Below are 25,828 nucleotides of genomic sequence, written 5' to 3'. Positions count from 1 at the left end.
TCCGACACGCCGCCATGTCGGGCAATAACTTCATGATCACCGGGGGAGCGGCCGGGGGCCGGGGTGGGGTGGGGTGGGTCAGGGGTGGCGGCCTTGGGTGGATTCGCGGGGTTCCAGGCGGTAGGGGGCGGCCAGTTCGCGGGGTGAGGCGCTGCGATCACCGTCGATCCGGTTGGCCAGCAGCTCGACCGCGAGCCGGGCGATCCGCTCCTTGTCGGGGGCGATGGTGGTCAGGGTCGGCACCGAGAACCGCCCGTCCTCGATGCCGTCGAAGCCGGCCACCGCGACGTCCTCGGGCACGCGCAGACCCGTCTCGTGCAGGGCCCGTAGCGCGCCGAGGGCCAGGGTGTCGTTGAAGCAGAACACGGCGTCGGGGCGTACCCCCGAGGAGAGCAGGTGGCGCATGGCAGCCGCACCGTCGGCGCGGTGCCAGACCGGCGCGGGCGCGACCAGGGCCTCGTCGTAGCCGAGGCCGGCCTCCACCAGCGCGCTCCGGTAGCCGTCGAGGCGGAGCCGGGCGCTGGCGCCTTCCGGCGTGCGTTGGGAACCGATGGCCGCGATGCGGCGGCGGCCGAGCCCGACCAGGTGGTTCGTGATCTCCCGGGCGGCGGCCACGTTGTCGATCACGACGTGGTCGGCGGGGCCGCGGTCGACCCGTTCGCCGAGCAGCACCATCGGCGTGCCGTCCAGGTTGACCAGGTCGTCGGCGGTGAGCGCGAGCGGGCTGAAGATCAGCCCGTCGATGAGGTGGTCGGTGATGCCGGACGCGACGACCCGCTCCTGCTCGCGGCCGCCGCCGGTCTGATCGATCAGCACCGTCCAGCCGAGTTCGGCGGCGGCGCTGACCACGTGCCGGGCGAGCTCGGCGAAGTAGGGGATGTCGAGTTCGGGTACGGCCAGCGCGATGACGCCCGTGCGCCCCTTGCGGAGGTTGCGGGCGGAGAGGTTGGGCCGGTAGTTGAGCGCGGTGATGGCCTCCTCGACCCGGGCCCGGGTGTCGGGCCGGACGTGCGCGTAGCCGTTCACCACGTTGGAGACGGTCTTCACCGACACTCCGGCCCGTTCGGCGACGTCCTTGAGCCTGTGCCGCATTCGACCCCTCCCCCTATGTAACAACCGGCACTTTACCTTGTGGTCGACTCTTTACAACGTTGACTACAACGTTGTAGAAACCAGGGACACCGGCTGGTCGGTGACTACGGCCACCCGGCAGCAGAAATGACGAAAGGTGACATTCGTGCGGACCGCGAAGCTCACGATCGACCCCGCATTCGCGATCGGGCCGGCCGATCGACGACTCTTCGGCTCCTTCGTCGAGCACATGGGGCGGTGCGTGTACGGCGGGATCTACGAGCCCGGCCACCCCGACGCCGATGAGCGCGGGCTGCGGCGTGACGTGCTGGACCTGACCCGGGAACTCGGCGTGTCCGTGGTCCGCTACCCGGGCGGCAACTTCGTCTCCGGCTACCGCTGGGAGGACGGCGTCGGCCCGGTCGGCGACCGCCCCCGCCGGCTCGACCTGGCCTGGAAGACCATCGAGACCAACGCCTTCGGCCTGCACGAGTTCATGACCTGGGCCGACGAGGCCGGAGTCGAGCCGATGATGGCGGTCAACCTCGGCACCCGCGGCGTCCGGGAGGCGCTCGACCTGCTGGAGTACACGAACCACCCGGGCGGCACGCACCTGTCCGACCTGCGCCGCAAGAACGGCGCCGAGGAGCCGTTCGGCGTACGCCTCTGGTGCCTCGGCAACGAGCTGGACGGCCCCTGGCAGGTCGGACACAAGACCGCCGACGAGTACGGCCGGCTGGCCGCCGAGACCGCCCGCGCCATGAAGATGGTCGACCCGTCGATCAGCCTCGTCGCGTGCGGCAGCTCCAACCGGCGGATGCCCACCTTCGCCTCCTGGGAGGCGACCGTGCTCGAGCACACCTACGAGCACGTCGACTACATCTCCGCGCACACCTACTACGACCCCTCCGACGGGGACCGGGCCAGCATCCTGGCCTCGGCCGTCGACATGGACAACTTCATCTCCGAGGTGGTCGCCACCGCCGACCACGTGGCCGCGAAGCAGCGCCGGAAGCGGAAGCTGAAGATCTCCTTCGACGAGTGGAACGTCTGGTACGAGTCCCGCCTCCAGGCCGACCTGGACCGGCGCGGCTGGGTCGAGGCACCGGCGCTGATCGAGGACGACTTCACCGCGGTCGACGCGGTGGTGGTCGGTGACCTGCTGATCACCCTGCTCCGGCACGCGGACCGGGTCGGCGTGGCCGCCCAGGCGCAGCTGGCGAACGTGATCGCCCCGATCCGCACCCGCAACGGCGGACCGGCCTGGCGGCAGAGCATCTTCCACCCGTTCGCCCTGACCGCCCGGTACGCGCGCGGCACCGTGCTGCGTACCGAGCCCGTCTCGCCCAGCTACGAGACGAAGAAGTACGGGGACGTCCCGGTGCTGGACACCGTCGCCGTGCACGACGAGGAGACCGGCGCGCTGACCGTCTTCGCGGTCAACCGCGGTGACACGGACCTCGCGCTGGATCTCGACCTGCGCGGCCTGCCCGCCATGTCCGCGTTGTCCCACGTAAGCCTCGCCGCCGGAGACGCTCCGGAGGCGACGAACACCGAGGCCGAACCGGACAGGGTGACGCCCCGGGAGTTGAACACCCCCACCATCGACGGCGGCCGGTGCTCAGTGCGCCTGCCGGCTGTCTCCTGGAACGTGCTGCGCTTCGGAAACCCGATCTGAGCAGGGCACACTTCATACCGTCCCCCCAAGGAGAGATACGGCATGATCCACAACGAAATGAGCCGGCGCAGGCTCCTCGGCCTCGGCCTCGGGCTCGGTGCCGCGGCGACGCTGACGCTGGCCGGCTGCGGCGGTGGTGACGACTCGTCCGGCCCGGCGGCCGGTGGCAACGGCGGCAAGGACTACACCGGCCCGAAGGTGGACCTGAAGCTGTGGAACGGGTTCACCGGCGGCGACGGTGAGATCTTCAAGACGCTGGTGAACCAGTTCAACTCCGAGCACCAGAACATCGCGGTCTCGGTCGCCACGTACCAGTGGGAGGACTACTACAACAAGCTGCCCAGCGCGGCCTCCAGCGGCAACGGGCCCGACATCGCGGTCATGCACATGGACCAGCTCGCCACGTTCGCCGCGCGCGGCGTGATCAGCGAGTTGGACGACGTGGCCAAGACGCTCCAGCTGACCGAGGCGGACTTCGCGCCGACGGTCTGGCAGGGCGGGATCTACAACAACAAGCGGTACGGCATCCCGCTGGACATGCACCCGCTGGGCTTCTACTACAACAAGTCGGTGATGGAGAAGGCCGGGCTGGACCCGAACAAGCCGCCGACCACCCGGGACGACTTCACCGCCGCGCTCACCGAGCTGAAGAAGTCGGGCGTACAGGGTTTCTGGATCAGCCCGTTCCAGTTCACCGGCGGGATGTCCTTCTACTCGCTGATCTACCAGTTCGGTGGCAGCCTCTTCGACGCCGAGGTCAGCAAGGCCACCTTCAACGCCGACCCGGCGATCGAAGCCTGCACCTGGATGGTCGACATGATCAAGCAGGGGCACTCGCCGGCGAACGTCGGACAGGACGCCGAGTACCTGGCCCTGAAGAGCGGCAAGAACGCCTTCACCTTCAACGGCATCTGGCAGATCAACGATCTGAAGAAGAGCCCCGACGTCCAGTGGGGCGTCGCGCCCCTGCCGCAGATCGGCAGCAAGCCGGCGGCCTGGGCCAACTCGCACAACTTCACCATCGTCAAGCAGCGCGCCAACAACGCCAACAAGGTCTCGGCGTCGAAGGTCTTCATCAACTGGCTGAGCCAGCACTCCCTCGACTGGGCCAAGGGCGGCCAGGTGCCGGCCCGCAAGGCCGTCCGGGAGAGCGCCGAGTTCAAGGCGCTGGCCGAGGTGAGCGCGCTCGCCCCCGAGCTGGACTACGCGGCCTTCCCGCCGGCCACCCCGGGCCTCGGCGAGGTCATCACCACCTTCTACAACTCGTTCAACGAGGCCGCGCTGGGCAAGAAGTCGCCCAAGCAGGCGCTCGACGACGGGGTGGCGAAGGCGAACAAGCAGCTCGAGGACAACCGCAAGAAGTACGGGAGCTGATTCCCCGTGGCGGACGTGATCGAGGTCGGGGCGGCGCGCGATGACGCGCCGCCCCCGGCGGCCAGTGCTGCCCGCCGGGGCGCCAAGTCGGCGAACCGGGTCGGTCGGGCGACGCCGTATCTGTTCCTCGCCCCGTATCTGGTCCTGTTCACGGTGTTCGGCCTGTTGCCGATTGTGCTCGGCATCTATCTCAGCGTGCACCAGTGGGACTTCCAACTGCCCAACCGGCCGTTCGTCGGGTTGGACAACTACAAGGAACTCTTCTCCAGCGACTCGGCGGTCTTCGGGGACTGGTGGCAGAGCGTCCGGGCCACTGCCATCTTCACGGTCATCTCGGTGCCGCTGCTGATGGTGGTCCCGCTGGGGCTGGCGCTGCTGCTGAACCGGTCGTTCCCCGGCCGCACCTTCTTCCGGGCGGTCTACTTCGCGCCGTACGTGCTCGGTGTGGCGGTGATCGGCCTGCTCTGGCGGTTCCTGCTCGATGCGAACCTGGGCCTGGTCAACCGGCTGCTCGGCGTGGTCGGCCTACCGGCGGACACCCCCTGGGTCACCGACGTGCCGTGGGCGTGGGTATCGCTGGTCGGGGTGACGGTCTGGTGGACCTCCGGGTTCAACGCCGTGATCTACCTGGCCGGTCTGCAGGACATCTCGCCCGAGCTGTACGAGGCGGCAAGGGTGGACGGCGCGACCGCCTGGGAACGGTTCCGGCACGTCACGCTCCCCGGGCTGCGTCCGGTGCTGCTCTTCGTCATGACCACCACCGTGCTCGCCTCGGCGAATGTGTTCGGCCAGTCGTTCCTGATCACCCAGGGCGCGCCCGGCACGGAGACCCGCACCGTGGTCTGGTACATCGTCGAGCAGGGGCTCCGGAACAACGACGCCGGGCGCGCGGCCGCGATGAGCATCGTCTTCGCGCTGATGCTGGCCGTGGTCAGCCTCGCCAACTTCCGGCTCTTCCGCTACCGGGAAGACTGAGGGAACAGCCATGACGACGCCCACGCGTACCGCTCCCACCCACACACTGCGCCGGGTCGGGCTCTACGCCATCCTCGTAGCGCTGGCCCTGGTCTTCCTGATCCCGCTGGCGTGGATGCTCATCACCTCGCTGAAGACCTACGACGGCGCCCAGCGGATCCCGCCGGACTGGCTGCCGGACCCGCTCTCCGGGTACGGCTACCAGCAGATCCTCACCAACTCCGCGAACCCGGTGCTGCGCTGGTTCCTCAACAGCATGCTGGCCGCCACGCTGCACGCGCTGCTGGTGCTGGTGACCGCGTCGATGGCCGCGTACGCCCTGGCCCGGATGCGGTTCCGGGGACGCGGCGTGACCTTCGCGCTGATCGTCGGGACGCTCTTCATCCCGCCGACCTCGCTGATCGTCCCGAACTTCCTGATCGTCGACTCGCTGAACTGGATCGACACCCTCGCCGTGGTGGTCGTGCCGGGCGCGGCGAGCGCGTTCGGGGTGTTCTTCCTACGCCAGTTCTTCCTCTCCCTGCCCAAGGAGCTGGAGGAGGCCGCGGTGCTGGACGGCGCGAACCAGTGGCAGATCTTCTACCGGGTGGTGCTACCGCTCTCGAAGCCCGCGCTGGCCACCCTGGCGGTGCTGTCGTTCCTGACCAACTGGAACGACTTCCTCTGGCCGATCTTCGTGTTGTTCAGCCCGGAGAAGCTGACCCTTCCGCCCGGCCTGGGACTGCTCCAGGGCTCCTACGTGACCGACTACCCGGTGATCATGGCGGGTGCGGTGCTGGCCAGCGTGCCGGTGCTGATCCTCTTCGTGCTCGCCCAGCGGCACATCATCCAGGGCGTGTCCCGCAGCGGCCTGAAGGGATGACGCGCGGAAGGCGCCGGCGAGGCGGTGCAGCGGCGGTTCTCGCCGCCGCACTGCTCGTGGCCGGCTGCGGTGACACCGACGAACCCACACCCACGAGTACGGGGAGCGACCCGAGCATGTACACCAACCCCGTCATCCGCACCGACTCCCCCGACCCGCAGGCGATCCGGGTCGGCGACACCTGGTACCTGTTCCACACCAACGCCGGCGGCCGGAACGTGCCGGTGCACACCTCCGCGAACCTGACCGACTGGACGCCGGCCGGGGATGCCCTGCCGGTGCTGCCGGAGTGGGCGGACCCTGGGAAGACCTGGGCCCCGGAGGCGATCCAGCTCGGGCCGGAGTCGTTCGTGCTCTACTACACCGTCGCCGGCCGGGAGTCGGGGCGGCAGTGCGTCGGGCGAGCCGTGGCGACCGCGCCGGAGGGTCCGTACCGGGACGACTCGGCCGGCCCCTTGATCTGCCAGGCCGAGCTGGGCGGGGCGATCGACGCGAGCCCGTTCCGGGACACCGACGGCAGCCTGTGGTTGCTGTGGAAGAACGACGGCAACGCCATCGGGGTGGACACCTGGATCTTCTCCCAGCGTCTCTCCGAGGACGGGCTGAGCCTGGTCGGTGAGCCGACGAAGCTGCTCAAGCAGACCGAGCCGTGGGAGGGCAACCTCGTCGAGGGGCCCTTCTTCCACCGCCGGGAGGGGAAGCTGTACCTCTTCTTCGCGGCGAACGCGTACGACAGGGCGGAGTACGCCGAGGGGTACGCGATCTGCGAGTCGCCGAGCGGGCCGTGTGTGAAGGCCCCGGAGAACCCGATCCTGATGAGCAACGAGGTGGCCTCCGGGCCGGGGCACGCGTCGATGGTCGTCAAGGACGGGCGTACCTGGCTGCTCTACCACGCCTGGCCGCCCGGCCAGGAGGGCAGCGTCGACCCCGGCCGCCAGACCTGGCTGAACGAGGTCGTCTGGAAAAACGGCAAGCCCGTAGTGCAGGGCCCCACCCGAACCCCTACCCGCAACCCCTGACCCCACCCACTCCCCTCCCGCGCGCACTTCCACGGAAAGAGTGGCTATCCGGCATCGGATAGCCACTCTTTCCGTGTACGGGGCCCCGACGAGTGGGGGTGGGGTGAGGGGTGAGGGGTCAGCGGGAAGCGGGGGTGGGGGTGGGGGGAGCGGGGGTGGAAGGGTTCTCCTGGCGGGCCAGGCGGTTCTTGCGGTAGCCGTAGCCGAAGTAGATCAGCGCGCCGAGGAGCATCCAGGCCAGGAAGCGCAGCCAGGTCTCGACCGAGAGGTTGAGCATCAGGTAGAAGCAGGCGAGGGCGGAGACGATCGGCAGCACCGGTGAGAACGGCACGCGGAAGGGCCGCTCCAGGTCCGGTCGGGTCCGGCGGAGGATCGGCACCGCCACCGACACCAGCACGAACGCGCAGAGCGCGCCGATGCTCACCAGATCGGCGAGCGCGGAGAGGGGCAGCAGGCCGGCCAGCAGCGCGACCCCGACCGTCATGATCGCCGAGATCCGGTACGGGGTACCCCAGCGCGGGTGCACCTTGGCGATCGACGGCGGGATCAGCCCGTCGCGGGAGATGGCGAAGCCGATCCGGCCCATGGCCACCAGGTCGACCAGGATCACGCTGGTCAGGCCGGCGACGGCGGCGATCGAGACGAGGGTCGCCGCCCAGCCGGCCCCGACCGACTCGAAGGCCGAGGCGATCGGGGCGCTCCGGTCGATCTCGGTGTACGGCACCATTCCGACGACCACCAGCGAGACGCCGATGTAGAGCACGGTCGAGATCAGCAGGGTGCCGAGCAGCCCCAACGGCAGGTCCCGGCGCGGTTTGCGCGTCTCCTCGCCGAGGTTGGCCACCGCCTCGAAGCCGGTGTAGGCGAAGAACACCACCGCCGCCGCGCTGAGCACCCCGACGAACCCGAAGACCGACGGTTCCAGGCCGAAGATGGCCTGGGTGACGGGCTGCTTGATGCCGCCGTCCCCGTCGGAGGCCGGCTCGGTGGGCGGGATGAACGGGGTGAGGTTCGCGGCCTTGACGAAGAAGAGGCCGGCGACCACCACGAAGACGCAGATCGCCACCTTGACCACGACCAGCAGGTTGGTCACCCGGGCGGACTCGCGGATGCCGACGATGCCGACCACGCCGAGGATCAGCACGATGGCGACCGCACCGACGTTGACGATGCTCCCCTCCTCACCGAACCAGGTGGCGGGGAGGTTGAGGAGTTCGGCGAGGTAGCCGGACCAGCCCCGGGCCACCACGGCCGCGCCGAGGGCGAACTCCAGCAGCAGGTCCCAGCCGATGATCCACGCGACGATCTCGCCCATCGTGGCGTACGCGTAGGTGTAGGCGCTGCCGGCGGTCGGAACGCTGGAGGCCAGCTCGGCGTAGCAGAAGGCGGCGAGCAGGGCGACCACGCCGGCGATGGCGAAGGAGATCACCACGCCGGGTCCCGCGTTGTCCCGCGCCTCGATACCGGTGAGCGTGAAGATGCCGGTGCCGATCACGATGCCTATGCCGAAGCCGGTGAGGTCGAGCGCACCGAGGCGACGTTTCAGCCCGGGCCGACCGTCGCCGCCGTCCGCGTCACCCTGCGCGAGCACGTCCTTGATCGGTTTCGTACGCAGCACGGACACCGGCGCTCACCCCTCCCACCTGCGACCGCCCAGCGCGGCCGGTGACCGGCGTTGCTACCCACCACGGATCGTCGTCAATCACCACGCTTCGGGCACCGGTCGGGGCCGCCCACCGAGCCCGGGAAGGCCCCCGACCGGATCGGGGGACGTTCCCGCATGCCGGCGCACGGATCGGACGTACGGGCAGATCCCGGGCAGGCCCTTGCGCAGACGTACGTCGATATGAAAATTTCCTACCAGCGGTATATAGCCGACGGCGAATGTTGCCGAGGCCGCCGCGACGAAACCGGAACGGGAGCCCCAACGAAGGGACACACCCATGAAGGCAACTCGGCTCGGCGCCGCCGGGCTGGCCGCGGCACTGCTCGGCGCGCTCGTCGCCGCCGCCCCCGCGACCGCCGCGCCCGACGCGGCGAGCACCACCACCAACTGCGTGACCGACCCGGCCACTCCCAAGCGGCAGTTCCGCGCCATGTGGATCGCATCCGTCACCAACATCGACTGGCCCAGCAAGGCGTCGCAGACCGCTCCGGACCAGGTCGCCCGGCAGAAGGCCGAGTACCTGGAATGGCTCGACCTGGCCGAACGGTTGAACCACAACGCCGTCGTCGTCCAGGTCCGGCCCACGGCCGACGCGTTCTGGCCGTCGCCGTACGAGCCCTGGTCGGAGTACCTCACCGGCGTCCGGGGCCAGGACCCGGGCTGGGACCCGCTCGCCTTCCTGGTCGCCGAGTCGCACCGGCGCAACCTCGAGTTCCACGCCTGGTTCAACCCGTACCGGGTCTCCATGCCGGCCCCGGGCGGCGCCGGAGCCGACCTCGACCAACTCGCCCCCGGCCACCCGGCGCGCCAGCATCCGGACTGGACGTTCGCCTACCCGCCCGCCGGGGTGGCCGGCAGCCGGCTCTACTACGACCCGGGCGTCCCGGAGGTCCGCGAGTTCGTCCAGACCGCGATGATGGACGCCGTCGAGCGGTACGACATCGACGGCGTGCACTTCGACGACTACTTCTACCCGTACCCGAGCGGCACGTACCAGGTGCCCGACGACGACACGTTCGCGGCGTACAACCGGGGTTTCACCGACAAGGCGGACTGGCGGCGGGACAACATCAACCTGCTGATCCAGGAGATGAACGCCAAGATCAAGGCGGTCAAGCCCTGGGTGAAGTTCGGTGTCAGCCCGTTCGGCATCTGGCGGAACGCCTCCGCCGACCCGCGCGGCTCGGACACCACCGGCAGCCAGTCGTACGACATCATCTCCGCCGACACCCGGAAGTGGGTCAAGGAGGAGTGGATCGACTACGTCGTACCGCAGCTCTACTGGTACATCGGGCAGTACCCGGCCGCGGACTACGCGCGACTGGTGCCGTGGTGGGCGGAGACCGTCCGGGGCACCCGGGTGCAGCTCTACATCGGGCAGGCCGACTACAAGAGTGGCGACCCGGCGTACGGCACGTTCTGGATGAACCCGCGTGAGCTCTCGGACCATCTGCTGCTCAACCGGTCCTACCCGGAGGTCCAGGGCAACGTGCACTTCTCGGCGGTGCAGGTACGGGCGAACCGGCTCGGCGCCACCGACATCTACGCGTCCGAGCACTACTCCCGTCCGGCACTGATCCCGACCATGTCGCACCTGCCGTCCAGGCCGCTGCTGATGCCGGTGGTCACCCGTACGGCCCGGCAGGACGACGGGGTCCGGCTGAGCTGGCGGCAGCCCGCCGACGGAGTCGGGCCGTTCGGCACGGCCACCTCGTACGCGATCTACCGGTTCGACGGTGTGAAGGTGGCGAGCACCTGCGACCGCGCCGACGCCGAGCACCTGATGGACACCATCCGGGCCACCGGCGACGGAGCGCAGTCCTGGGTGGACACCACGGCTCAGCCCGGCGAGCGGTACACCTACTACGTCACCGCGCTCGACCGGCTGGCGAACGAGAGCCCGGCCAGTCCCCCGGCGTTCGTCCTGCGCTGATCCTCGCCAATCGAATGCCCCGGGCGCCGCGCGCCCGGGGCATTCGTCTGTTTCGACGGATGTCACCAATAGTCAGGACCGACGCAACATCTGCGCCCATCGATTGATCGAGACTGATCGGCACCCGGTAACCCGCCGGTAACTTACGTCCGACCCGCACACCCCCGCGGAGGTACCAGTGCCCAGACGACTCACCACCCTCCTCGCCTCGGCCGCGCTCGCGCTGCTCGTCGCGCTGGGAGTCGCCGCCCCCGCCAGCGCCGCCGTCACCCCGGCACAGAAGCTCTCCGTCCTCTCCAGTTGGACGCAGACCAGCGCCAGCAGCTACAACGCCTGGAACTCGGCCCGGCTGAACAAGGCCCCCTGGGCCGAGTACGCCTTCGACTGGTCCACCGACTACTGCTCGTCGAGCCCGGACAATCCGCTCGGGTTCCGCTTCGAGCTCTCCTGCTACCGGCACGACTTCGGCTACCGCAACTACAAGGCGATGGGCCAGTTCCCGGCCAACAAGTCACGCCTGGACAGCGCCTTCTACTCCGACCTCAAGCGGGTGTGCGCCACCTACGACACGATCGTCCGACCGGCCTGCCTCAGCCTGGCCTGGACCTACTACCAGGCGGTCAGCATCTTCGGCTCGCCCGCCGCGGTGGACCCGGCCGACATCGAACGCGCCGCGAAGATGAAGGCCGACGCCGAGCGCCGCGCCGGGCTGCGCGCCTGACCCGAACCGGGTCACCGGGTCCGCCCGGCGCACCGCAGCCCAGGGCCCGTGCCGTCGCGAAACCGCCGGCGCGGGCCCGCCGCGAGCAGAGCCACCCGGGGCGGCTCAGGCCCGCTCGCTCCGGCCGGCCGGGCGGCGGTCCGGCTCGGGTGCGGTGGCCTGGCGCGGCGCGGGGCGGGCCGCCGTCGCGCTGAACCGGGTCGAGTCGGCCGCCAAATCGGGATGCTCCACGTCGAGCGCCAACGCCGCCGCCTCCTCCAGGCTCAACTCGGCGCCCTCGCCGTACGCGTCGTCGAACGCCGCGTCGCCCAGCCGCTCGCGCAACGCCGCCTGCTGCTCGGCCCAGTAACCGGCGTAGACGCCGGACGCACAGCGCAGGTCGGCCCCCGTCGCCTGGGCCGCACCGAAGAGCCGCGCGGCGACGAGCAGCTCACCTCCGCCCGCGCAGCGCACCGCGATCGCGTTCAACGTGTCGCAGGCCCGGCCGTGGAAGCCGTGGCTCATCCGGGACCGGAGCGCGACCAGCAGGTGCTCGTGCGCCGCGATGAGGTCGCCACGGGCCAGCGCGACCATGCCGAGCAGCATGTCGACCGAACGCCGGCCGCGCTCCAGCGGGCGGGCCGCCTCCACCGGCCGGGCCGCCCCGAGCAGCTCCGCCGCCTCGTCGAGCGCACCGCGTCGCCAGAGCAACTCGGCCAGGCTGTAGACGGCGAGCAGCGCGTCGCCGAGCACATCCTGGCTGTGCGCCCAGTCGATGACCTCCCGGCAGACCCGCTCGGCCTCGGCGAGCTGTCCCATGTCGACCAGCGGCGCGGCCCGCCCGGCCAGCACCCGGGCCAGCAGCCCCGCGTCACCGGCCTGCCGAGCGGCCGCCTCGGCCCGCTGCGAGTAGCGCAGCTCCTCGGCGAACTCGCCGTCCGCCCCGGCGTGCAGCGAATGCATGTGGTACGCGGCGGCCAGCTCGGACTCCGGAATCCGCTCACCGGTCTCGGCGATCCGCCCGTAGAGCCGGAACAGCCAGAGCCGCCCCTCACGGGCCAGCCCGCGCTCCCGCCACCACTGGTCGAGGCCGCCCGCGAGCCGTAGCCCCGCCGCCGCGCTACCACCGGTCGCGCACCAGCGCAGCGCGGCCCGCAGCTCACCGGCGAGCGGATCGAGCGCGTACAGGGAGAGGGTGACCGGGCGGGCGTCCGGGCCCAGGTGCGCCTGCTCCAGGGCGTGCGCCGACCAGGCCACGTGCCGGTCCCGGGCAGCCTGCTCCTCGCCCGCCTCGGCGAGCCGTCGCGCCGCGTACGCCCGGATGGGGTCGAGCATCCGGTAGGTGCAGCCCGAGGCGTGCGGCTCGGCCAGCACCATCGACTTGTCCACCAGCACGGAGAGCGGGTCGAGCGGGTCGTCGCCGAGCAGCCACTCCACCGTCGCCAGGTCGACCGGGCCGGTGAAGACGGCGAGCCAGCGCAGCAGTCGCGCGGCGCGCGGCCCGAGCGTCCGGTACGACCACGTGACGGTGGCCTGCATGGTGAGGTGCCGTTCGGTCGCGGAGCGCTGCACCGCCCGCGTCGCCGGGGTCGGCGGCGACGTCCCCGCCGCGGCGGCCACCAGGTCCACGGTGTCCTGCTGGTTACCCATCCAGCCCCGGTCCACCGGTGGCGGCTCCGGATCCTCCCGGCCGGCGTCCAGGGTGCCGAGCATGTCGTCGAGGCGCTCGGCGAGCTGGCCGACCGACAGCACCCGCAGCCGGGCGGCGGCGAGTTCGATGGCGAGCGGCAGCCCGTCCAGCCGCTGCACCACCCGGCGCAGGTCGGCCGACTCGGTCTGGTCCGGCGGCCGGCCGCCGCGGGCCGCCGCCGTCCGGTCCAGCAGCAGGGCCACGGCGTCGCTCTCCGCGCCGTCCGGCCGGGGCTCGACCGAGAGCGGCGGAATCCGCCACACCACCTCGCCGGGAAGCCCGAACGACTCGCGGCTGGTGGCCAGCACCCGCACGCCACGGCCCCCGGCGAGCAGCCGGGAGATCACCTCGGCGGAGGCGGCGGGCTGGGCGTCGCAGGTGTCCAGCAGCACCAGCATCCGGCGCGCGGCAGCGTACTCCACCAGGGTGTCCACCACCGGACGGCCCGGTTCCGGGCGCAGCCCGAGCACCGCGGCGATCTCGAAGGCCACCAGCCCGGGATCGGTCACTGCGGCGACGTCGACGAACCAGACGCCGTCCGGGTACGTCTCGACCACGCCGGCGGCCAACTCGACCGCGAGCCGGGTCTTCCCCGCGCCGCCCGCGCCGAGCACGGTGACCAGGCGATGCTCCTGCACCAGCCGGCGAAGCTCGGCGCGCTCCGGCTCGCGGCCGACGAACGACGTGACCTGGGTCGGCAGGTTGTGTGCCACCGCGTCGGCGGTACGCGGTCGCGGGAACTGCCGCTCCAGGCCAGGGGCGACCAGCTGGAACAGGCGCTCCCGGTCGTCGAATCCGCGCAGCCGGTGCAGGCCCAGGTCGAGCAGGGAGGCGCCGGCGGGCAGCGGGTCGGCCCGGCGGGCGGTGGACGCCGAGCAGAGCACCTGGCCCCCGTGCGCGGCGGCGGCGATCCGGGCCGCACGGTGCACCTCGGGGCTGGCGTACTCGCCGTCGCGTGGTTCGGCGTAGCCGGTGTGCAGACCCATCCGCACCCTCGGCGCGGCCTCCGGGGTGGGCCAGTCGTGGCTGGTCAGGGCCCGCTGGGCGGTGAGGCAGGCGGTCAACGCGGCGGTCGCGTCCGCGAACGCGAGGAAGAACGAGTCGCCCTCGGTCAACAGCTCCGCGCCGCCGGTGCCGGCCAGTGTCCGGCGCAGCAGCCGGCGGTGCTCGCGCAGCACCGGCCGGTAGTCCGGGCCGAGCAGTTGCGCGAGCCGGGTCGAGCCCTCGATGTCGGTGAACACAAAGGTCACCCACCCGGTCGGGAGCTGGATCCGTTCCGCCATGCGTCGAACCTCCGCCCGTGACGTCGGGTTCATGCTGCCCGAAGCCGGGTGGTCACGCATCGTGAGAACGGACCGGCCGGGCTCGGACTCAAGGTGCCACTCGGCCCCGCCCAGGGCAAGGTCGGCCCTCCGCTCGGTGGTTGTCCGGCGCTCGGCCGGCAGGCCTCGGCCCACGATCGTGCCCCGCTGACGGGGCGGGCCAGCCCCGCCGGGGACCGGCTGACCGGTTCCGGCGGGACTGGCCCGGGGAGTGGCGCCGGCCTCAGCCGGTACGCAGGGCGATGTTCAAGGTGTTCCTCGCCCCCCGGATCGTGGTCACCGTCGACGCCGGCTGGAATCCGGGCGCGGCCGCGGTGACCTGGACCTGCTGGTTCTTCGCCAGCCGCAGCTGGTAGCGGCCGTGGGCGTCGGTCACGACGGTGTAGCTCACCGGCCCGCAGCCCTGCTGTCCGTGCCCGTCGGCCTGGTAGTCGCCGCAGACGGTCACGGTCGCACCCGCGACCGCGCCACCGGTGGCGGCGTCGGTCACCGTTCCGCTCAGCGTCGCCCAGTTCGGCGGCGCCTCGAAGTGACCGGTAACCGCCACGTTGCTCCCCGGGTACGGGGTGTCGCCGAGCACGACCAGCCGCGCGGTCAGCTCACCCGGCTGGGTGACCGCGTCGCCGTCGACCCGGACGGTCACCTGGACCGACCGGCCCGGAGCCACGTCGAACTCCGGCTTGTCCACCGACAGCCACGGCACGTCCGCCGTACCACCGCAGTAGTCGTACCCGGGCAACATCTCGGCAGTGACTGACGGGGTCCACAGGGTCACCGAACCACCGACCCGGTACGCGCCACAGGCCGTGGCGGCGTTGGTGCTCGGGTAGTTCACGTTGGGCAGCCGGCCCCAGCTGTCCGAAACCGGGTCGTACTCGATCGATTCGTTGGTCAGCACGGCGCCGTTCTGCATGCCGCTGAAGAGCTGCAGCTTGTCGTAGGCGCCACTGGCCCCCATGGCGAAGACGCCGTACGGCGCGTCCGCGCCCCGGGTCCAGGCGCCGGTGGCCGGGTCGAACAGGAAGGTCGACGCGACCACCGAGTCACCGTCGTACCCGCCCGCGCAGACGACCCGTTCGGCGATCCCGGCGCAGCCGGGGGCACCCACCCCGACGGGGTAGTCGGCGAGGCGGGTCCACGAGTCCCCACTCGGGTCGTACCGGTAGACCGTGGCGGCCTGCTCCGGACACGATCCGACGCAGCCGCCGACGACGTAGAGACGCCCGTCGAGTGCCGCGATCGCGGGGGAGCTGAGGCCCTGCGGCAGGTCCGCCGCCCGCCCCCAGGAGTCCTGGGCGGGATCGTAGACGTACACCGTCTTGAGCACCGTGCCCTGCATGCTCGTGCCACCGACGACGTACATCTTGTCGTCGAGGAAGATGCTCGCGGCGCTCGCGACCGCCTCCGGGGTGTCGGCGATCGGACTCCATTCGAGGGTCACCGGGTCGTAGACGTACCCCGCGCGGGTCATTCCCTCCAGGAAGCCGGTGGTGGTGCCACCCACGGAGTAGAGCTTGCCCGCGTGGTAGCCCGCGGTGTTGTACAGGATCCGGGTCGGGTAGTTGGCGATCCTGGTCCACGGCCCGACGTCCGGGATCGCCTCATCCTGGACGGTCGGCTCCGTCGGCTGGACCGGTTGGCCCGCCGGCGCCTTCGGCAGCGGCCCCGTCCGCGGCGGATCCGCCTTCACGCGCCGCAGCGGCGCACCGGTCTCCTCGGCGACCCGGTCAGCCGCCGGGCCGGTCGGGGTGACGACCTGCTCACCCAGCTTGACGTGCAGCGGACGGCTGCCGTCGTTGGTGAAGGTGAGGGTGCGGGTGGCCGACTTCCCGAGCCGGGTGGTGAGGTCGAGGGTCCCTTCGCTGACCTTCAGTCGTCCGCCGCGCAGCCGCCAGTCCTTCCTGGTGACACGATCCGGCGACACGGTGGTGGTTGCCTCCCCGGTGGCGTACCGGGGGTAGCTGACCGTGAACGTCGGCTTCGCCTGCGAGGTGAACAGCCAGTAGAAGCCGTCCGGCAGGTTCGGGTCGAGCGGCGTCGCGGCGCTGACCGCGAGTTCACTCCCGCTCGCCTTGTCGACCACCTTCGCGCCGACGACGGGGTCACCGGTGTTGTCGTCGCGCACCACACCGGTGACGAGGCCGCCGGGGATCGGGCCGCAGGAGCCGACGCTGACGTCGTCCACCTGCCACAGCGCGATACCGCTGCCGGCGTAGTGGAAACGCAGCCGGGTCCGCGCCTGACCGGCGGCCTGCGGCAGCGGAAGGCTCACCGGCCCGAGGACGTTCTCGGTGCCCTTCTGCCAGACGTTGGTCCAGGTCGAGCCGCCATCCACGCTCAGGTCGATGCCCACCCGCGCGGTCCCGCCCTCACCCAGGTAGAGCGACTTGAACGCGAGTTGCGGCGCGCTCTGGCCCGACAGGTCGATCACCGGCGATACGAGGTTGGTGTCCTCCTCGGCGAGGTCGTTGTGCCAGGAGTTGGCGCTGGCGAAGCCACCGGTGCCACCGGTGACGTTGTCCAGACCACCGGGGGTGTCGAACTGCCAGGCGTGCCCGCCGCCGAGGTTGTCCTCGACCGTCCAGCCCGCCCGCTCGCCCGGGTCCGTCCAGCCTTCGAAATCCGCCCGCAAGGGGTACGCGTAGCCAGCGGCCAGGCAGGACGCCTCGACGATCTGCGTCCGGACGTCGCGGACCACGTCTCCCTCGCCGAGCGGGACGTCCACCGCGCTGGTCTGGTAACCGGGATAGACCGGGGTCACGGTCAGGTGGTACGTCGAGTCGGCGGGCAGGCTCAGCTCGTACCGACCGGTCTCCGGGTCCGTGAACCACGGCCCGACCGGCAGACCGGGCGCGCTGATCCGCGCGTACAGCGGCCAGCCGTGTCCGGAGTCGTCGGTGACCGTACCGCTGACCTTGGCCTCGGCCGTCCGCTGGAGGCTGACGTCCCGAGTGGCGGTGGCGTTGGCGGTGACCGTCGCGGACGCGCTGCCGTCGCCGTACCCGTAGACGGAGGCCGTCACGTCGTACTCGCCGGCGGACAGGGTGGCGGTGTAGCTGCCGTCGGCGCCGGTGGTGACCGTACGGTGGATCGGGCCGCTGATCTTGACCTCGGCACCGCTGAGCGGCTCGCCGGTCTTCGCGTCGGTGACCTTGCCGGTCAACCGGCCGGTCTCACCGCGCGGGGCCTCCCCGATCGCGGCGTAGGCGTCCAGCTTGCCCTGACCCCAGACGTTGTTGTTGGCCGGCGTACCGCCGCAACTGGTGTCGCTGACGTCGACGGCGACCTGGTCGAGCACTGCCGTGGTGCCGGCGATGTCCCCGACGAGTCCGGGCGCGGCCGACCAGAGCAGAGCGATCGCGCCGGCCACGTGCGGGCTGGCCATCGACGTGCCGCTCAGTACGCCGTAGCCACCGCCCGGAACGCTGGAACGGACGTCCACCCCGGGGGCGGCGATGTTCGGCTTGGTGATGCCGCCCACGCCGGGGCCCCGGCTGGAGAAGTACCCGATCTTGCCGGTCACGTCGAAGGCGCCGGCGCTGTAGGTGGACGCGTAGTCCCCCGGGGTGCCCGAGGTGTCGCAGCCGTTCTCGCCCGCGTTGCCGTTGGAGAACATGGGGAAAATGCCGGCGGCCCGCCAGTCCTCGACGATGTCGGCGAACCACGGGTCACTGGCGGGACCGTTGTCGCTGCCCCACGAGTTGTTCACGATGTGTGGGCGCAGGTCCGGGCGCGGGTCCTGGCCGGCCAGGTTCGTCGGCGCGAGCATCCACTCCGCGGAGGCGAGCAGCGCGAAGTCGGAGCAGCCCCGCTCCTCGCAGCCCTTGGCGGCGATCCAGCGGGCGCCGGGCGCGACACCGATGTGGTTGCCGGGACCGCCGTCGCCGACCATCGTGCCCATCGTGTGCGTGCCGTGCTGGTTGTTGTCGCAGGGTGCGAGCGACGGTGAGCCGCACACCTGGGCCGGGTCGTACCAGTTGTAGTCGTGCGAGAAGCCGGCCTCGCCCATGTTGCCCCGGTACGACTTCACCAGGGCCGGGTGGTCGTACTGCACCCCGCTGTCGATGCTGCCCACGACGATGCCCTCGCCGCGCGTGCCGTCCGCCCACACCCGGTCGGCGCCGATCGCGTGGACGCCCCACTCCACGTCGTCGACGTCGGCGACCTGCTGCGCCTTCAGCGGCTCCGGCAGTTCGTACATGCGGTGCACCTGGATGGCGCTGACCTCGGTCTCCTTGGCCAGGCTCTCGGCCAGGTCGAGGGTGCCGCGGGCGACGTACACGGTGTTGGAGGCGTAGAAGGTGTGGTACTCCACGCCCTCCGCCTTCAGTCGGCGGACGACGTCCGCCTGGCTCTTCTCGGCCGTCTTCCGCAGCGCCTCGACGACCGCCGCGCCACGCTCGTCCCAGTCCTTGATGGCCGACGCCGCGGACAGGTCGGCGCGGGCGTCCAGGCGTACCCAGAACGGCTGCGCCGGAAGGGTCTTCATGCTCGCCCGCAACTCCGGCTGGATCTTCTCCGGGGCCGCGGCAGCGGGCTCGCCTGGCCCACCGGTCACGGACACCACGCCGGCCACCAGGCCCAGCGCCGCGACCAGGCTGAGAACCTGTGCCCACCGGGCCCGCCGGGCAGCCCGGCCGGCGCTCATCGGGCACCTCCAGGCCGGAGCCCGGCGATGACCCGGCTGCCGCACGAGGGCACCGGTTCGGGCGGCAACAACACCTGCCGCCCCGTCATGTTCATGGGTACTGCTCTGGATGACACGCTCCGCACTCTCCTCCGGCGAGTCGACTCACGACCACGCCCGCCGGCTGAGCCGATCGGCCATGGTCACGAGCGCATCCGGCACCGGCACAGGTTTCCTGGCGAGCGCGCCTGCCGACGATGCCACCACTGTCGATTCGACAGAAGGCAGTTGTGACGTCCGGTTCACGCCACCGGCGGGAACAGGATGGACATCAACCCGAGGTTGCCGCACGATGAACGGGTGCTGCGGATCTTGGGGGTCACGGCGGCCGAGCAGGCGCTCTACGAGTGGTTGCTCGAACGCCCGGCGGCTTCCCTTGAGACGCTCGACGGGTCGGCGACCGACCAGCCGTGGCGAGGGCAGGCGCGCCCGCTGCTCGCCCGGCTCGAGGAGTTGGGGCTCGCGCTACGACTGCCCGGGGCCCCGGCGCGGTTCCAGGCGGTGGCACCGGACGAGGTCTCCGATGTGCTGACCCTCGCCGGTGAACGCGCCCTGTCCCGCGCCCGGGCCCGGCGCGCCCGGCTGGCGGCGGTCTTCCGCGCCGGTCAGCACCCGCACGACGCGGGAGGTCTCGTCGAGATCCTGCACGGAAAACAGGCGATCAAGCAAGCGTTCATCGACGTCCAGCTCAGCGCCCGCCACGAGGTACGGGTCTTCGACGCGCCGCCCTACGTGGACGTCCCGCCCCTGAACGAGCCGGTGGAGCTGGAACTGCTCCGTCAGGGCATCCGCTACCGGGTGATCTACGACCGGCGGGGGCTCGACGATCCCGGTCGGCTCGCCGACTTCGCAGAAGGGCTCTCGGTCGGCGAGGAGATCCGTGTCTCCACCGTGCCGATCAAGCTGGTGCTCAGTGACCACCCACTGGCGCTGCTCCCGGTCCACCCCGGAAACGTCGAGTCCGCCATGCTCGTCCGCGACCCGACCCTGATCGAGATGCTCGGCGCGCTGTTCGAGATCACCTGGGAGCGGGGCGTCCCGCTGCGGGTACGCGACGGCCACCCGCAGCTCGTGGAGGTCGGCGACGCGCCGTCGGCGGTCGAGGGCGAACTGCTACCCCTGCTCGCAGCCGGGCTGACCGACGCGGCGATCGCCGCCCAGCAGGGCTGCACCGAACGCACGGTGCGTCGCCGGATCAGCGCGATGCTGCGACGGTTGGGGGCGGCCAGCCGGTTCCAGGCCGGCTACCAGGCCATCCGCCGCGGCTGGATCACCACGTCCGGAGGCGTGGTCTGACCGTGCCGACGCATCCGGAGGGCGACCTCGACGCGGCCGGCCTGACCGCGGTCGAGTCCGCGGCGTACGAACTGGTCGTCGCGCAGCCGGGTGCCACGGCGGTCGACCTCGACCGGTCCTGGATCCGTTCCGAGCCGCTGCGTGACGCGCTCGGCAGGCTCGCCGCCGCCGGGCTGGTCGTGGCGGGCGACGACGAACCGACCACCTACACGGCCGTCGACCCCGAGGTCGCCCTCGACGCACCGATCCGGGCGTACGAGCGGCGGTTGCGGGCCGCCCGTGAGCATCTCCACCGCCTGGCCGCGGTCCACCGCGCGGACTCCAGCCTGACCGACTCGACCGCCGTGCTTCAGGTGGTCAGCGGGCGGGAGGCGGTGCTGGAACGGCTCCACCGCCTCCGGCGTACGGCCGAAACGGAGATCCTCTGCCTGGACAAGCCCCCGTACCTCGACGGGGCCGGCGCGACGAGCGGTGGGGTCGAGCTGCTCCGGCGGGGCGTACGCTCCCGCACCATCTACGAGCGTTCCTCTCTCGAGCAGCCGGGCGCCCTGCACGGGCTCGAACAGCTCGTCGCCGCCGGCCAGCAGGCCCGGGTACTGCCGACCCTGCCGCTCAAGCTCTACCTCGCCGACGGTCGGTACGGCCTGCTCATCCGCCGGTCCGACGACGAGGGTGGGAGCGCCGTGCTGCTCCGGCCCTGCGCGCTCCTCGACGCCCTGGGGCACCTCTTCGAAGGGCTGTGGCGGTCCGCCCTGCCACTGCAACCCTCTCCGGCCGCGCCACCGAACCACCGCCCTCCGGTCGAGCACCGACGGCTCATCGCGCTCCTGCTCTCCGGGCTCACCGACGAGGCGATCGCGCGTCAGCTCGGCGTCGGCTACCGCACCGCGCAGCGACACATCGCGACGCTGATGGCCTCACTCGGCGCGCGTACCCGGTTTCAGGCCGGTGTGCAGGCCGCCCGCCGGGAAGAACGGGAAGAACACGAACCGTAGGAGCCGCTGTCGCCCGGCTCAGCAGCCGCAGGCGCCGCCGCAGCAGCCGCCCCCGGCGGGAGCCGGGGCGCCACCGGACGCGCCACCGCTGCGGCCGGTGACCGCGACGGTGGAGAGCAGCTTCACAGTGTCCAGATGGCCGTCGGGGCACGCGGCCGGCTCGCCGGCCTGGACCATCGGGCGATTGACCTCGAAGGTTGCGCCGCAGGCGCGGCAGCGGAAGTCGTACCGGGGCATGCATTCAGGGTACGTGGGTCCTGACGTGTCGCGAGGGATGGGTGATACTCGACGGGTGGTGGACGGCGAGGACAGATCGACCCTTCGGCCCCTGCGACCGGCCGCGCCGCCCGACGGGGCGATCGCCGAGTCCGGCGCGGCACCGGATCCGGTGCCCCGGCAGATGCCACGCCCCCGACGCCCCTGGCTGAGGTCGCACGCTCCGGACGAGCCCGCGCCGACGGACAGTGCCGACTCATCCCGGCCGAAGGACGACCCGACGCCGGCCGCAAGCACCGGTACTGCCGAGCCGACCGCGCCGGACGGTGCGCCGACCGCGGTAACCGCTTATGGCGGACCGAAGGCCGACCCGGGCAGCGCCCCGACCGACGCCGACGGAACGACACCGGGCTCGCCGATCGAGGCGGGCCCGGACACCGGCCCGAAGACCGACGAGCCGCAGGCCGACGGCACGAAGAACGACGGCCCGAAGACCGACGCCACCACGAAGCCGGACGCTACGCCGAAGGCCGGCTCCGAGGCGGAGTCCGACGGCGGCACGGCGGTGGCCGCCGACGAGACGGGCAGCGACCCGAAGCCGGAAGACCCGACCGGGGCAGCCGCCAACACCACCACCACCAAGGAGGGTGACCCGCCCGCCGCGCGGTCCAGCCGGCACCGGGTGCCGTTCGCGCACGCCGTACGCCTGCGTCCCCGTCGGGCCGCGGCCGCCGCCGCCCGGGCGACCCGGGCCTGGTCGCGACGGCCGAGTGGCCGGCTCACACTGCCGGGACTGTTCCTCCTCGTGCTGGTGGCGGCGACGGCGGCCGCCGGGGCGCTGGTCGTCCCGTCGGCGGTACACGCGCCGCGCCCGGTCGCGGTCGACGCCACCGCCGACACCACCGCGCCGGTACCCGGGACCTCACCGAGCGGGCTGCCCGGGGGCCTGCCGGGCGGGCTGCCCACCACCGCGGCCCCGGGGGTGCAGCCGACCGCGCCGGTGGTCGGGGGCCGTCCCGCGGACGCCCTGGCCAACTGGGCCAAGACGATCGGACCCAAGGTCGGGATCTCGCAGACCGCCATGGAGGCGTACGGCTACGCGGAACTGGTGCTCGCCCAGACGAACCGGAGCTGCGCGCTGAACTGGACCACGCTGGCCGCCATCGGGTTCGTCGAGTCCTCGCACGGGCAGGCCAACGGCGCGAGCCTCGATGAGAACGGACGAGCCACACCGGAGATCATCGGCCTGCCGTTGGACGGGCAGGGCGGCCGGATGCGCATCGTCGACACCGACCGGGGGGAGCTCGACAAGGACACCGCCTACGACCACGCGATCGGGCCGATGCAGTTCATCCCGACCACCTGGAAGGAGGTCGGCGTGGACGCGGACAACGACGGCAAGAAGGACCCGCACGACATCGACGACGCCGCCCTGGCGGCCGCCAACTACCTCTGCCGCAACGGCCGCAATCTGAGCATCCCCACCGACTGGTGGAACGCGATCCTGTCGTACAACGACGTCCGCCCCTACGTGCAGAAGGTGTTCGACACCGCAAACCAGTACGGACAGGCCAGCCGTACGTGAAGTGATCGTCTGCATACATTTGGAGAACTGGACACTTCCCCCAGGCTGCCATTAGCGGCAAGCTAGACGGGTGATGGTGCGCGAGTGGGACGCCCGGACCGCGTCGTCTGCCGAGATCGCGTCGCTGCTGGACACGCTGAACGCGGTCCTCGCGGCCGACATGCCGCAGGATCCGCCGTGGCAGAACGGTTCGCTGCGGGAGTACCTCACCGAGGTGATGCCGGGTCAGCGGCGGATCTCCTGGGTCGCGCAGCCGGAGTCGGCGGCTGGTGGCTCGTCCGACGCGGTCCTGGGTCAGGTGCACGTGCTGCTGCTCGGCGACATCGGCGTGCTGGAGGTGCTGGTGCATCCAGCCGTACGGCGCACCGGCCTCGGCCGTGAGCTGGTCCGGGTCGCGGCCCATCGGGTCTACCAGGAGGGCTTCTCCTCGATCGGTGCCGAAGTGGTCGGCGATACGCCCGCCGTCGATTTCTACGAGTCACTCGGCTTCACTCGGGAGTACGTCGAAACCCGCAGCGTGCTCGACCTCTCGACCGTTGACTGGGCGGACCTGGCCGAGATGGCCGGCGGCGTGGGTGCCGGATACCACCTGGAGTTCCACCCGGACGGGCCGCCGGACGAGCTGATCGAGGCGTACGCGCGGGCGAAGGCCGAGGTGCGGGACATCGATGACGGCGAACTGCGCCCCAGCTCCTACGACGCCCAGCGGCTGCGGGACAGCCTGGACTGCCTGCACCGACGTGGCATGCGGCCGTACATCGTGCTGGCCCTGCACGAGCAGACCGGCGAGGTGGCCGGCCTGACCGAGGTGGTGGTGCCGGCCCAGCACCCGACCCGCGCCGACCAGTACGACACGATCGTGGCGCAGGACCACCGCGGCTACGGGATCGACCGGGCGATCAAGGCACGAATGCTGCTGGAGTTGCGCTCGGCCGCACCCGAGCTGACCGAGGTGCAGACCTGGAACGCCCAGGCCAACGAGGCGATGCTGAAGGTCAACGCCGAGCTGGGCTACCGGCCCGACCGCGACTGGTGCGAATACAGCGTCGACGTGGCCGAGTTGGTGCACCGCCTCGACGCGTCGCGCTGAGACAACCGAGGCGAGACGTCACCCGTACCGGATCTGCCGTGGCGGCGGCGGCACGTTGCGATACTTCGCCACTCGCACCTCCCACTGGCTGCGGCGTCGCATCGCGTCCCGGACGTCCCGGTCGCGGTAGAACGTCTCGGGCGGCCGCGCCAGGCCGTAGATGTTCGCCCACCACTCCCCCGGCTCGTGGACAACGTCGGGCCCTGTGGACAACGCTCGCCCTCGTCGGCCTCCGGCGCAGTTCCCTTCGGCGCTCGCCCACACGGCAGTAGTCAACGGCAGGTTAACGCTTAGTAGCGAACGGCCATCGACACTCAGACATCACCCAAAGTGACGCTTGCGTGATCGCTAAACCGACGATCAGCCCGCCCCGCCCGCGACTCAACCACCCTGAGCAGGAACTTTCCACGTAGAGGTCGGCGACCCCCAGGAACCCTCTCCACACCCTTTGCTCTGCACCCTCCTACGCACCGGTTGCTGTGCGTGAGTGGCGCGTATACGGGCGCAGCGCAAAGGCGCTGCGCGGATATGGAGCGGGAGGCCGAGTCGCTACTCTCCGTGACGGATTCCATCTCGGCTGGACCGTCCCGGCATCCCACTCCGGGGGCAGCCTTGACCTGTTGTGCGGCCGCGCGATCGCTGGAACCCGCCCGGCTGAACCGCGCCGGGAGCGCCGTGTCAGTAGCGCTCGCGGAGCATCCGGGCGGCCTCGACCGCCCAGTAGGTGAGGATCATCTGGGCGCCGGCCCGACGGATCGAGGTGAGCGTCTCCAGGATCGCCCGCTCCCGGTCGATCCAGCCGTTCGCCGCGGCCGCCTCGACCATCGCGTACTCGCCGGAGACCTGGTACGCGGCGACCGGCACGTCGACCGCGTCGCGTACCGCCGAAAGCACGTCCAGGTACGGCAGCGCCGGCTTCACCATCACCATGTCGGCGCCCTCGGCGACGTCGAGCGCCACCTCGCGCAGCGACTCCCGAAGGTTGGCCGGATCCTGCTGGTAGGTGCGGCGGTCCCCCTCCAGCGCCGACTCCACCGCCTCCCGGAACGGGCCGAAGAACGCCGAGGCGTACTTCGCGGCGTACGCCAGCACCGTCACGTCCTGGTGACCGGCGGCGTCGAGCGCCCGCCGGATCACCCCGACCTGGCCGTCCATCATCCCGGACGGCCCGACCACGTGGACCCCGGCTTCGGCCTGCGCGATCGCCATCTCGGCGTACGCGGCCAGGGTGGCGTCGTTGTCCACGTCACCGTCGGGGGAGAGTAGGCCGCAGTGCCCGTGCGAGGTGAACTCGTCCAGGCAGAGGTCGCTCATCACCACGGTGGCGTCACCGACCTCGGCGATCACGTCCCGGATCGCCACGTTCAGGATGCCGTCCGGGTCGGCGCCGCCGGAGCCCGACGGATCGCGCTGCTCCGGAATACCGAAGAGCATGAGCCCGCCAACGCCGGCCTGGACCGCCTCCACGGCGGCCTTCCGGAGCGAGTCCCGGGAGTGCTGGAGCACTCCCGGGAGCGAGGTGATCGCCCGGGGACCGGTCAGCCCCTCCTTGACGAACATCGGCAGGATCAGCTCGGCCGGGTCCACACGCGTCTCGGACACCAGCCGCCGCATCGCGACGGTGCGGCGCAACCGGCGGGGCCGGACCTCGGGGTACGACATGGGTTAC

18 protein-coding genes are annotated in these 25,828 nt (G+C 71.3%); 11 read left to right on the top strand and 7 right to left on the bottom strand.

The window, feature by feature from the left end; genetic code table 11:
* Window positions 1–78: 78 nt before the first annotated feature.
* Window positions 79–1,092 carry a LacI family DNA-binding transcriptional regulator gene (locus AB0F98_RS05560; protein WP_357729221.1) on the bottom strand — a complete coding sequence of 338 codons (1,014 nt, stop codon included), beginning with the start codon at window positions 1,090–1,092 and terminating at the stop codon, window positions 79–81.
* A 145-nt stretch (window positions 1,093–1,237) separates the two neighbouring features.
* Here AB0F98_RS05560 and AB0F98_RS05555 point away from each other — a divergent pair, with 145 nt between their 5' ends.
* The 5 genes from AB0F98_RS05555 to AB0F98_RS05535 all read left to right on the top strand — a co-directional run bounded on the left by AB0F98_RS05555 (window position 1,238) and on the right by AB0F98_RS05535 (window position 6,979).
* On the top strand, window positions 1,238–2,749 hold the full coding sequence (locus AB0F98_RS05555) for an alpha-N-arabinofuranosidase (RefSeq protein ID WP_357729218.1): 1,512 nt from the start codon (window positions 1,238–1,240) through the stop codon (window positions 2,747–2,749).
* Window positions 2,750–2,791: 42 nt separating this feature from the next.
* On the top strand, window positions 2,792–4,123 hold the full coding sequence (locus AB0F98_RS05550) for an ABC transporter substrate-binding protein (protein ID WP_357729215.1): 1,332 nt from the start codon (window positions 2,792–2,794) through the stop codon (window positions 4,121–4,123).
* 6 nt (window positions 4,124–4,129) lie between these two features.
* Complete coding sequence (locus AB0F98_RS05545) at window positions 4,130–5,098, top strand: sugar ABC transporter permease (RefSeq protein WP_357729212.1); 969 nt, start codon at window positions 4,130–4,132, stop codon at window positions 5,096–5,098.
* Between the two features lie 10 nt (window positions 5,099–5,108).
* Window positions 5,109–5,960, top strand: a complete 852-nt coding sequence (locus AB0F98_RS05540; RefSeq protein WP_357729209.1) for a carbohydrate ABC transporter permease — start codon at window positions 5,109–5,111, stop codon at window positions 5,958–5,960.
* 116 nt (window positions 5,961–6,076) lie between these two features.
* Entirely contained in the window at window positions 6,077–6,979 is a 903-nt protein-coding gene (locus AB0F98_RS05535; protein WP_357729206.1) for a glycoside hydrolase family 43 protein, read from the top strand.
* Between the two features lie 118 nt (window positions 6,980–7,097).
* On the opposite strand, the gene AB0F98_RS05530 is transcribed toward AB0F98_RS05535, so the two are convergent.
* The gene (locus AB0F98_RS05530) at window positions 7,098–8,603 is read right to left on the bottom strand and encodes an amino acid permease (RefSeq protein WP_357729203.1); all 1,506 of its coding nucleotides are present in this window, start codon (window positions 8,601–8,603) and stop codon (window positions 7,098–7,100) included.
* Between the two features lie 319 nt (window positions 8,604–8,922).
* On the opposite strand from AB0F98_RS05530, the gene AB0F98_RS05525 reads away from it, so the two are divergent.
* Complete coding sequence (locus AB0F98_RS05525) at window positions 8,923–10,578, top strand: family 10 glycosylhydrolase (RefSeq protein ID WP_357729200.1); 1,656 nt, start codon at window positions 8,923–8,925, stop codon at window positions 10,576–10,578.
* Window positions 10,579–10,756: 178 nt separating this feature from the next.
* Complete coding sequence (locus tag AB0F98_RS05520; protein WP_357729197.1) at window positions 10,757–11,299, top strand: phospholipase; 543 nt, start codon at window positions 10,757–10,759, stop codon at window positions 11,297–11,299.
* A gap of 105 nt (window positions 11,300–11,404) precedes the next feature.
* On the opposite strand, the gene AB0F98_RS05515 is transcribed toward AB0F98_RS05520, so the two are convergent.
* Together AB0F98_RS05515 and AB0F98_RS05510 are read right to left on the bottom strand one after the other, a co-directional pair.
* Complete coding sequence (locus tag AB0F98_RS05515) at window positions 11,405–14,251, bottom strand: NB-ARC domain-containing protein (protein ID WP_357729194.1); 2,847 nt, start codon at window positions 14,249–14,251, stop codon at window positions 11,405–11,407.
* 262 nt (window positions 14,252–14,513) lie between these two features.
* Entirely contained in the window at window positions 14,514–18,938 is a 4,425-nt protein-coding gene (locus AB0F98_RS05510; RefSeq protein ID WP_357729191.1) for a S8 family serine peptidase, read from the bottom strand.
* A 339-nt stretch (window positions 18,939–19,277) separates the two neighbouring features.
* Between AB0F98_RS05510 and AB0F98_RS05505 the strand changes: the two genes are divergently transcribed.
* Complete coding sequence (locus AB0F98_RS05505; protein ID WP_357729188.1) at window positions 19,278–20,273, top strand: LuxR C-terminal-related transcriptional regulator; 996 nt, start codon at window positions 19,278–19,280, stop codon at window positions 20,271–20,273.
* 2 nt (window positions 20,274–20,275) lie between these two features.
* Window positions 20,276–21,268 carry a helix-turn-helix domain-containing protein gene (locus tag AB0F98_RS05500; RefSeq protein WP_357729185.1) on the top strand — a complete coding sequence of 331 codons (993 nt, stop codon included), beginning with the start codon at window positions 20,276–20,278 and terminating at the stop codon, window positions 21,266–21,268.
* 18 nt (window positions 21,269–21,286) lie between these two features.
* Here AB0F98_RS05500 and AB0F98_RS05495 read toward each other — a convergent pair whose 3' ends face one another.
* Window positions 21,287–21,505 carry a zinc ribbon domain-containing protein gene (locus AB0F98_RS05495; RefSeq protein ID WP_357729182.1) on the bottom strand — a complete coding sequence of 73 codons (219 nt, stop codon included), beginning with the start codon at window positions 21,503–21,505 and terminating at the stop codon, window positions 21,287–21,289.
* A gap of 37 nt (window positions 21,506–21,542) precedes the next feature.
* On the opposite strand from AB0F98_RS05495, the gene AB0F98_RS05490 reads away from it, so the two are divergent.
* A complete protein-coding gene (locus AB0F98_RS05490; protein WP_357729179.1) occupies window positions 21,543–23,069 on the top strand; it encodes a lytic murein transglycosylase in 1,527 nt (508 codons plus the stop codon).
* Window positions 23,070–23,142: 73 nt separating this feature from the next.
* The gene (locus tag AB0F98_RS05485; protein WP_357730832.1) at window positions 23,143–24,159 is read left to right on the top strand and encodes a GNAT family N-acetyltransferase; all 1,017 of its coding nucleotides are present in this window, start codon (window positions 23,143–23,145) and stop codon (window positions 24,157–24,159) included.
* An 18-nt stretch (window positions 24,160–24,177) separates the two neighbouring features.
* On the opposite strand, the gene AB0F98_RS05480 is transcribed toward AB0F98_RS05485, so the two are convergent.
* Complete coding sequence (locus tag AB0F98_RS05480) at window positions 24,178–24,372, bottom strand: hypothetical protein (protein ID WP_357729176.1); 195 nt, start codon at window positions 24,370–24,372, stop codon at window positions 24,178–24,180.
* A 465-nt stretch (window positions 24,373–24,837) separates the two neighbouring features.
* Complete coding sequence (gene hemB, locus AB0F98_RS05475) at window positions 24,838–25,821, bottom strand: porphobilinogen synthase (RefSeq protein ID WP_357729173.1); 984 nt, start codon at window positions 25,819–25,821, stop codon at window positions 24,838–24,840.
* Window positions 25,822–25,828 lie beyond the last annotated feature (7 nt).

Origin of the sequence: Micromonospora sp. NPDC023737 (assembly GCF_040639715.1) — a bacterium.
Lineage (GTDB): Bacteria > Actinomycetota > Actinomycetes > Mycobacteriales > Micromonosporaceae > Micromonospora.
This window is presented reverse-complemented; position numbering and strand designations above follow the sequence as displayed.

Bases quoted from the DNA above. Each gene is read 5' to 3' on its own strand.
- AB0F98_RS05535 (WP_357729206.1), top strand. From the start codon at position 6,077: ATGTACACCAACCCCGTCATCCGCACCGACTCCCCCGACCCGCAGGCG.
- AB0F98_RS05495 (WP_357729182.1), bottom strand. From the start codon at position 21,505: ATGCCCCGGTACGACTTCCGCTGCCGCGCCTGCGGCGCAACCTTCGAG.
- AB0F98_RS05510 (WP_357729191.1), bottom strand. From the start codon at position 18,938: ATGAGCGCCGGCCGGGCTGCCCGGCGGGCCCGGTGGGCACAGGTTCTC.
- AB0F98_RS05515 (WP_357729194.1), bottom strand. From the start codon at position 14,251: ATGGCGGAACGGATCCAGCTCCCGACCGGGTGGGTGACCTTTGTGTTC.
- AB0F98_RS05550 (WP_357729215.1), top strand. From the start codon at position 2,792: ATGATCCACAACGAAATGAGCCGGCGCAGGCTCCTCGGCCTCGGCCTC.
- hemB (WP_357729173.1), bottom strand. From the start codon at position 25,821: ATGTCGTACCCCGAGGTCCGGCCCCGCCGGTTGCGCCGCACCGTCGCG.
- AB0F98_RS05540 (WP_357729209.1), top strand. From the start codon at position 5,109: ATGACGACGCCCACGCGTACCGCTCCCACCCACACACTGCGCCGGGTC.
- AB0F98_RS05490 (WP_357729179.1), top strand. From the start codon at position 21,543: ATGGGTGATACTCGACGGGTGGTGGACGGCGAGGACAGATCGACCCTT.
- AB0F98_RS05560 (WP_357729221.1), bottom strand. From the start codon at position 1,092: ATGCGGCACAGGCTCAAGGACGTCGCCGAACGGGCCGGAGTGTCGGTG.
- AB0F98_RS05525 (WP_357729200.1), top strand. From the start codon at position 8,923: ATGAAGGCAACTCGGCTCGGCGCCGCCGGGCTGGCCGCGGCACTGCTC.
- AB0F98_RS05485 (WP_357730832.1), top strand. From the start codon at position 23,143: ATGGTGCGCGAGTGGGACGCCCGGACCGCGTCGTCTGCCGAGATCGCG.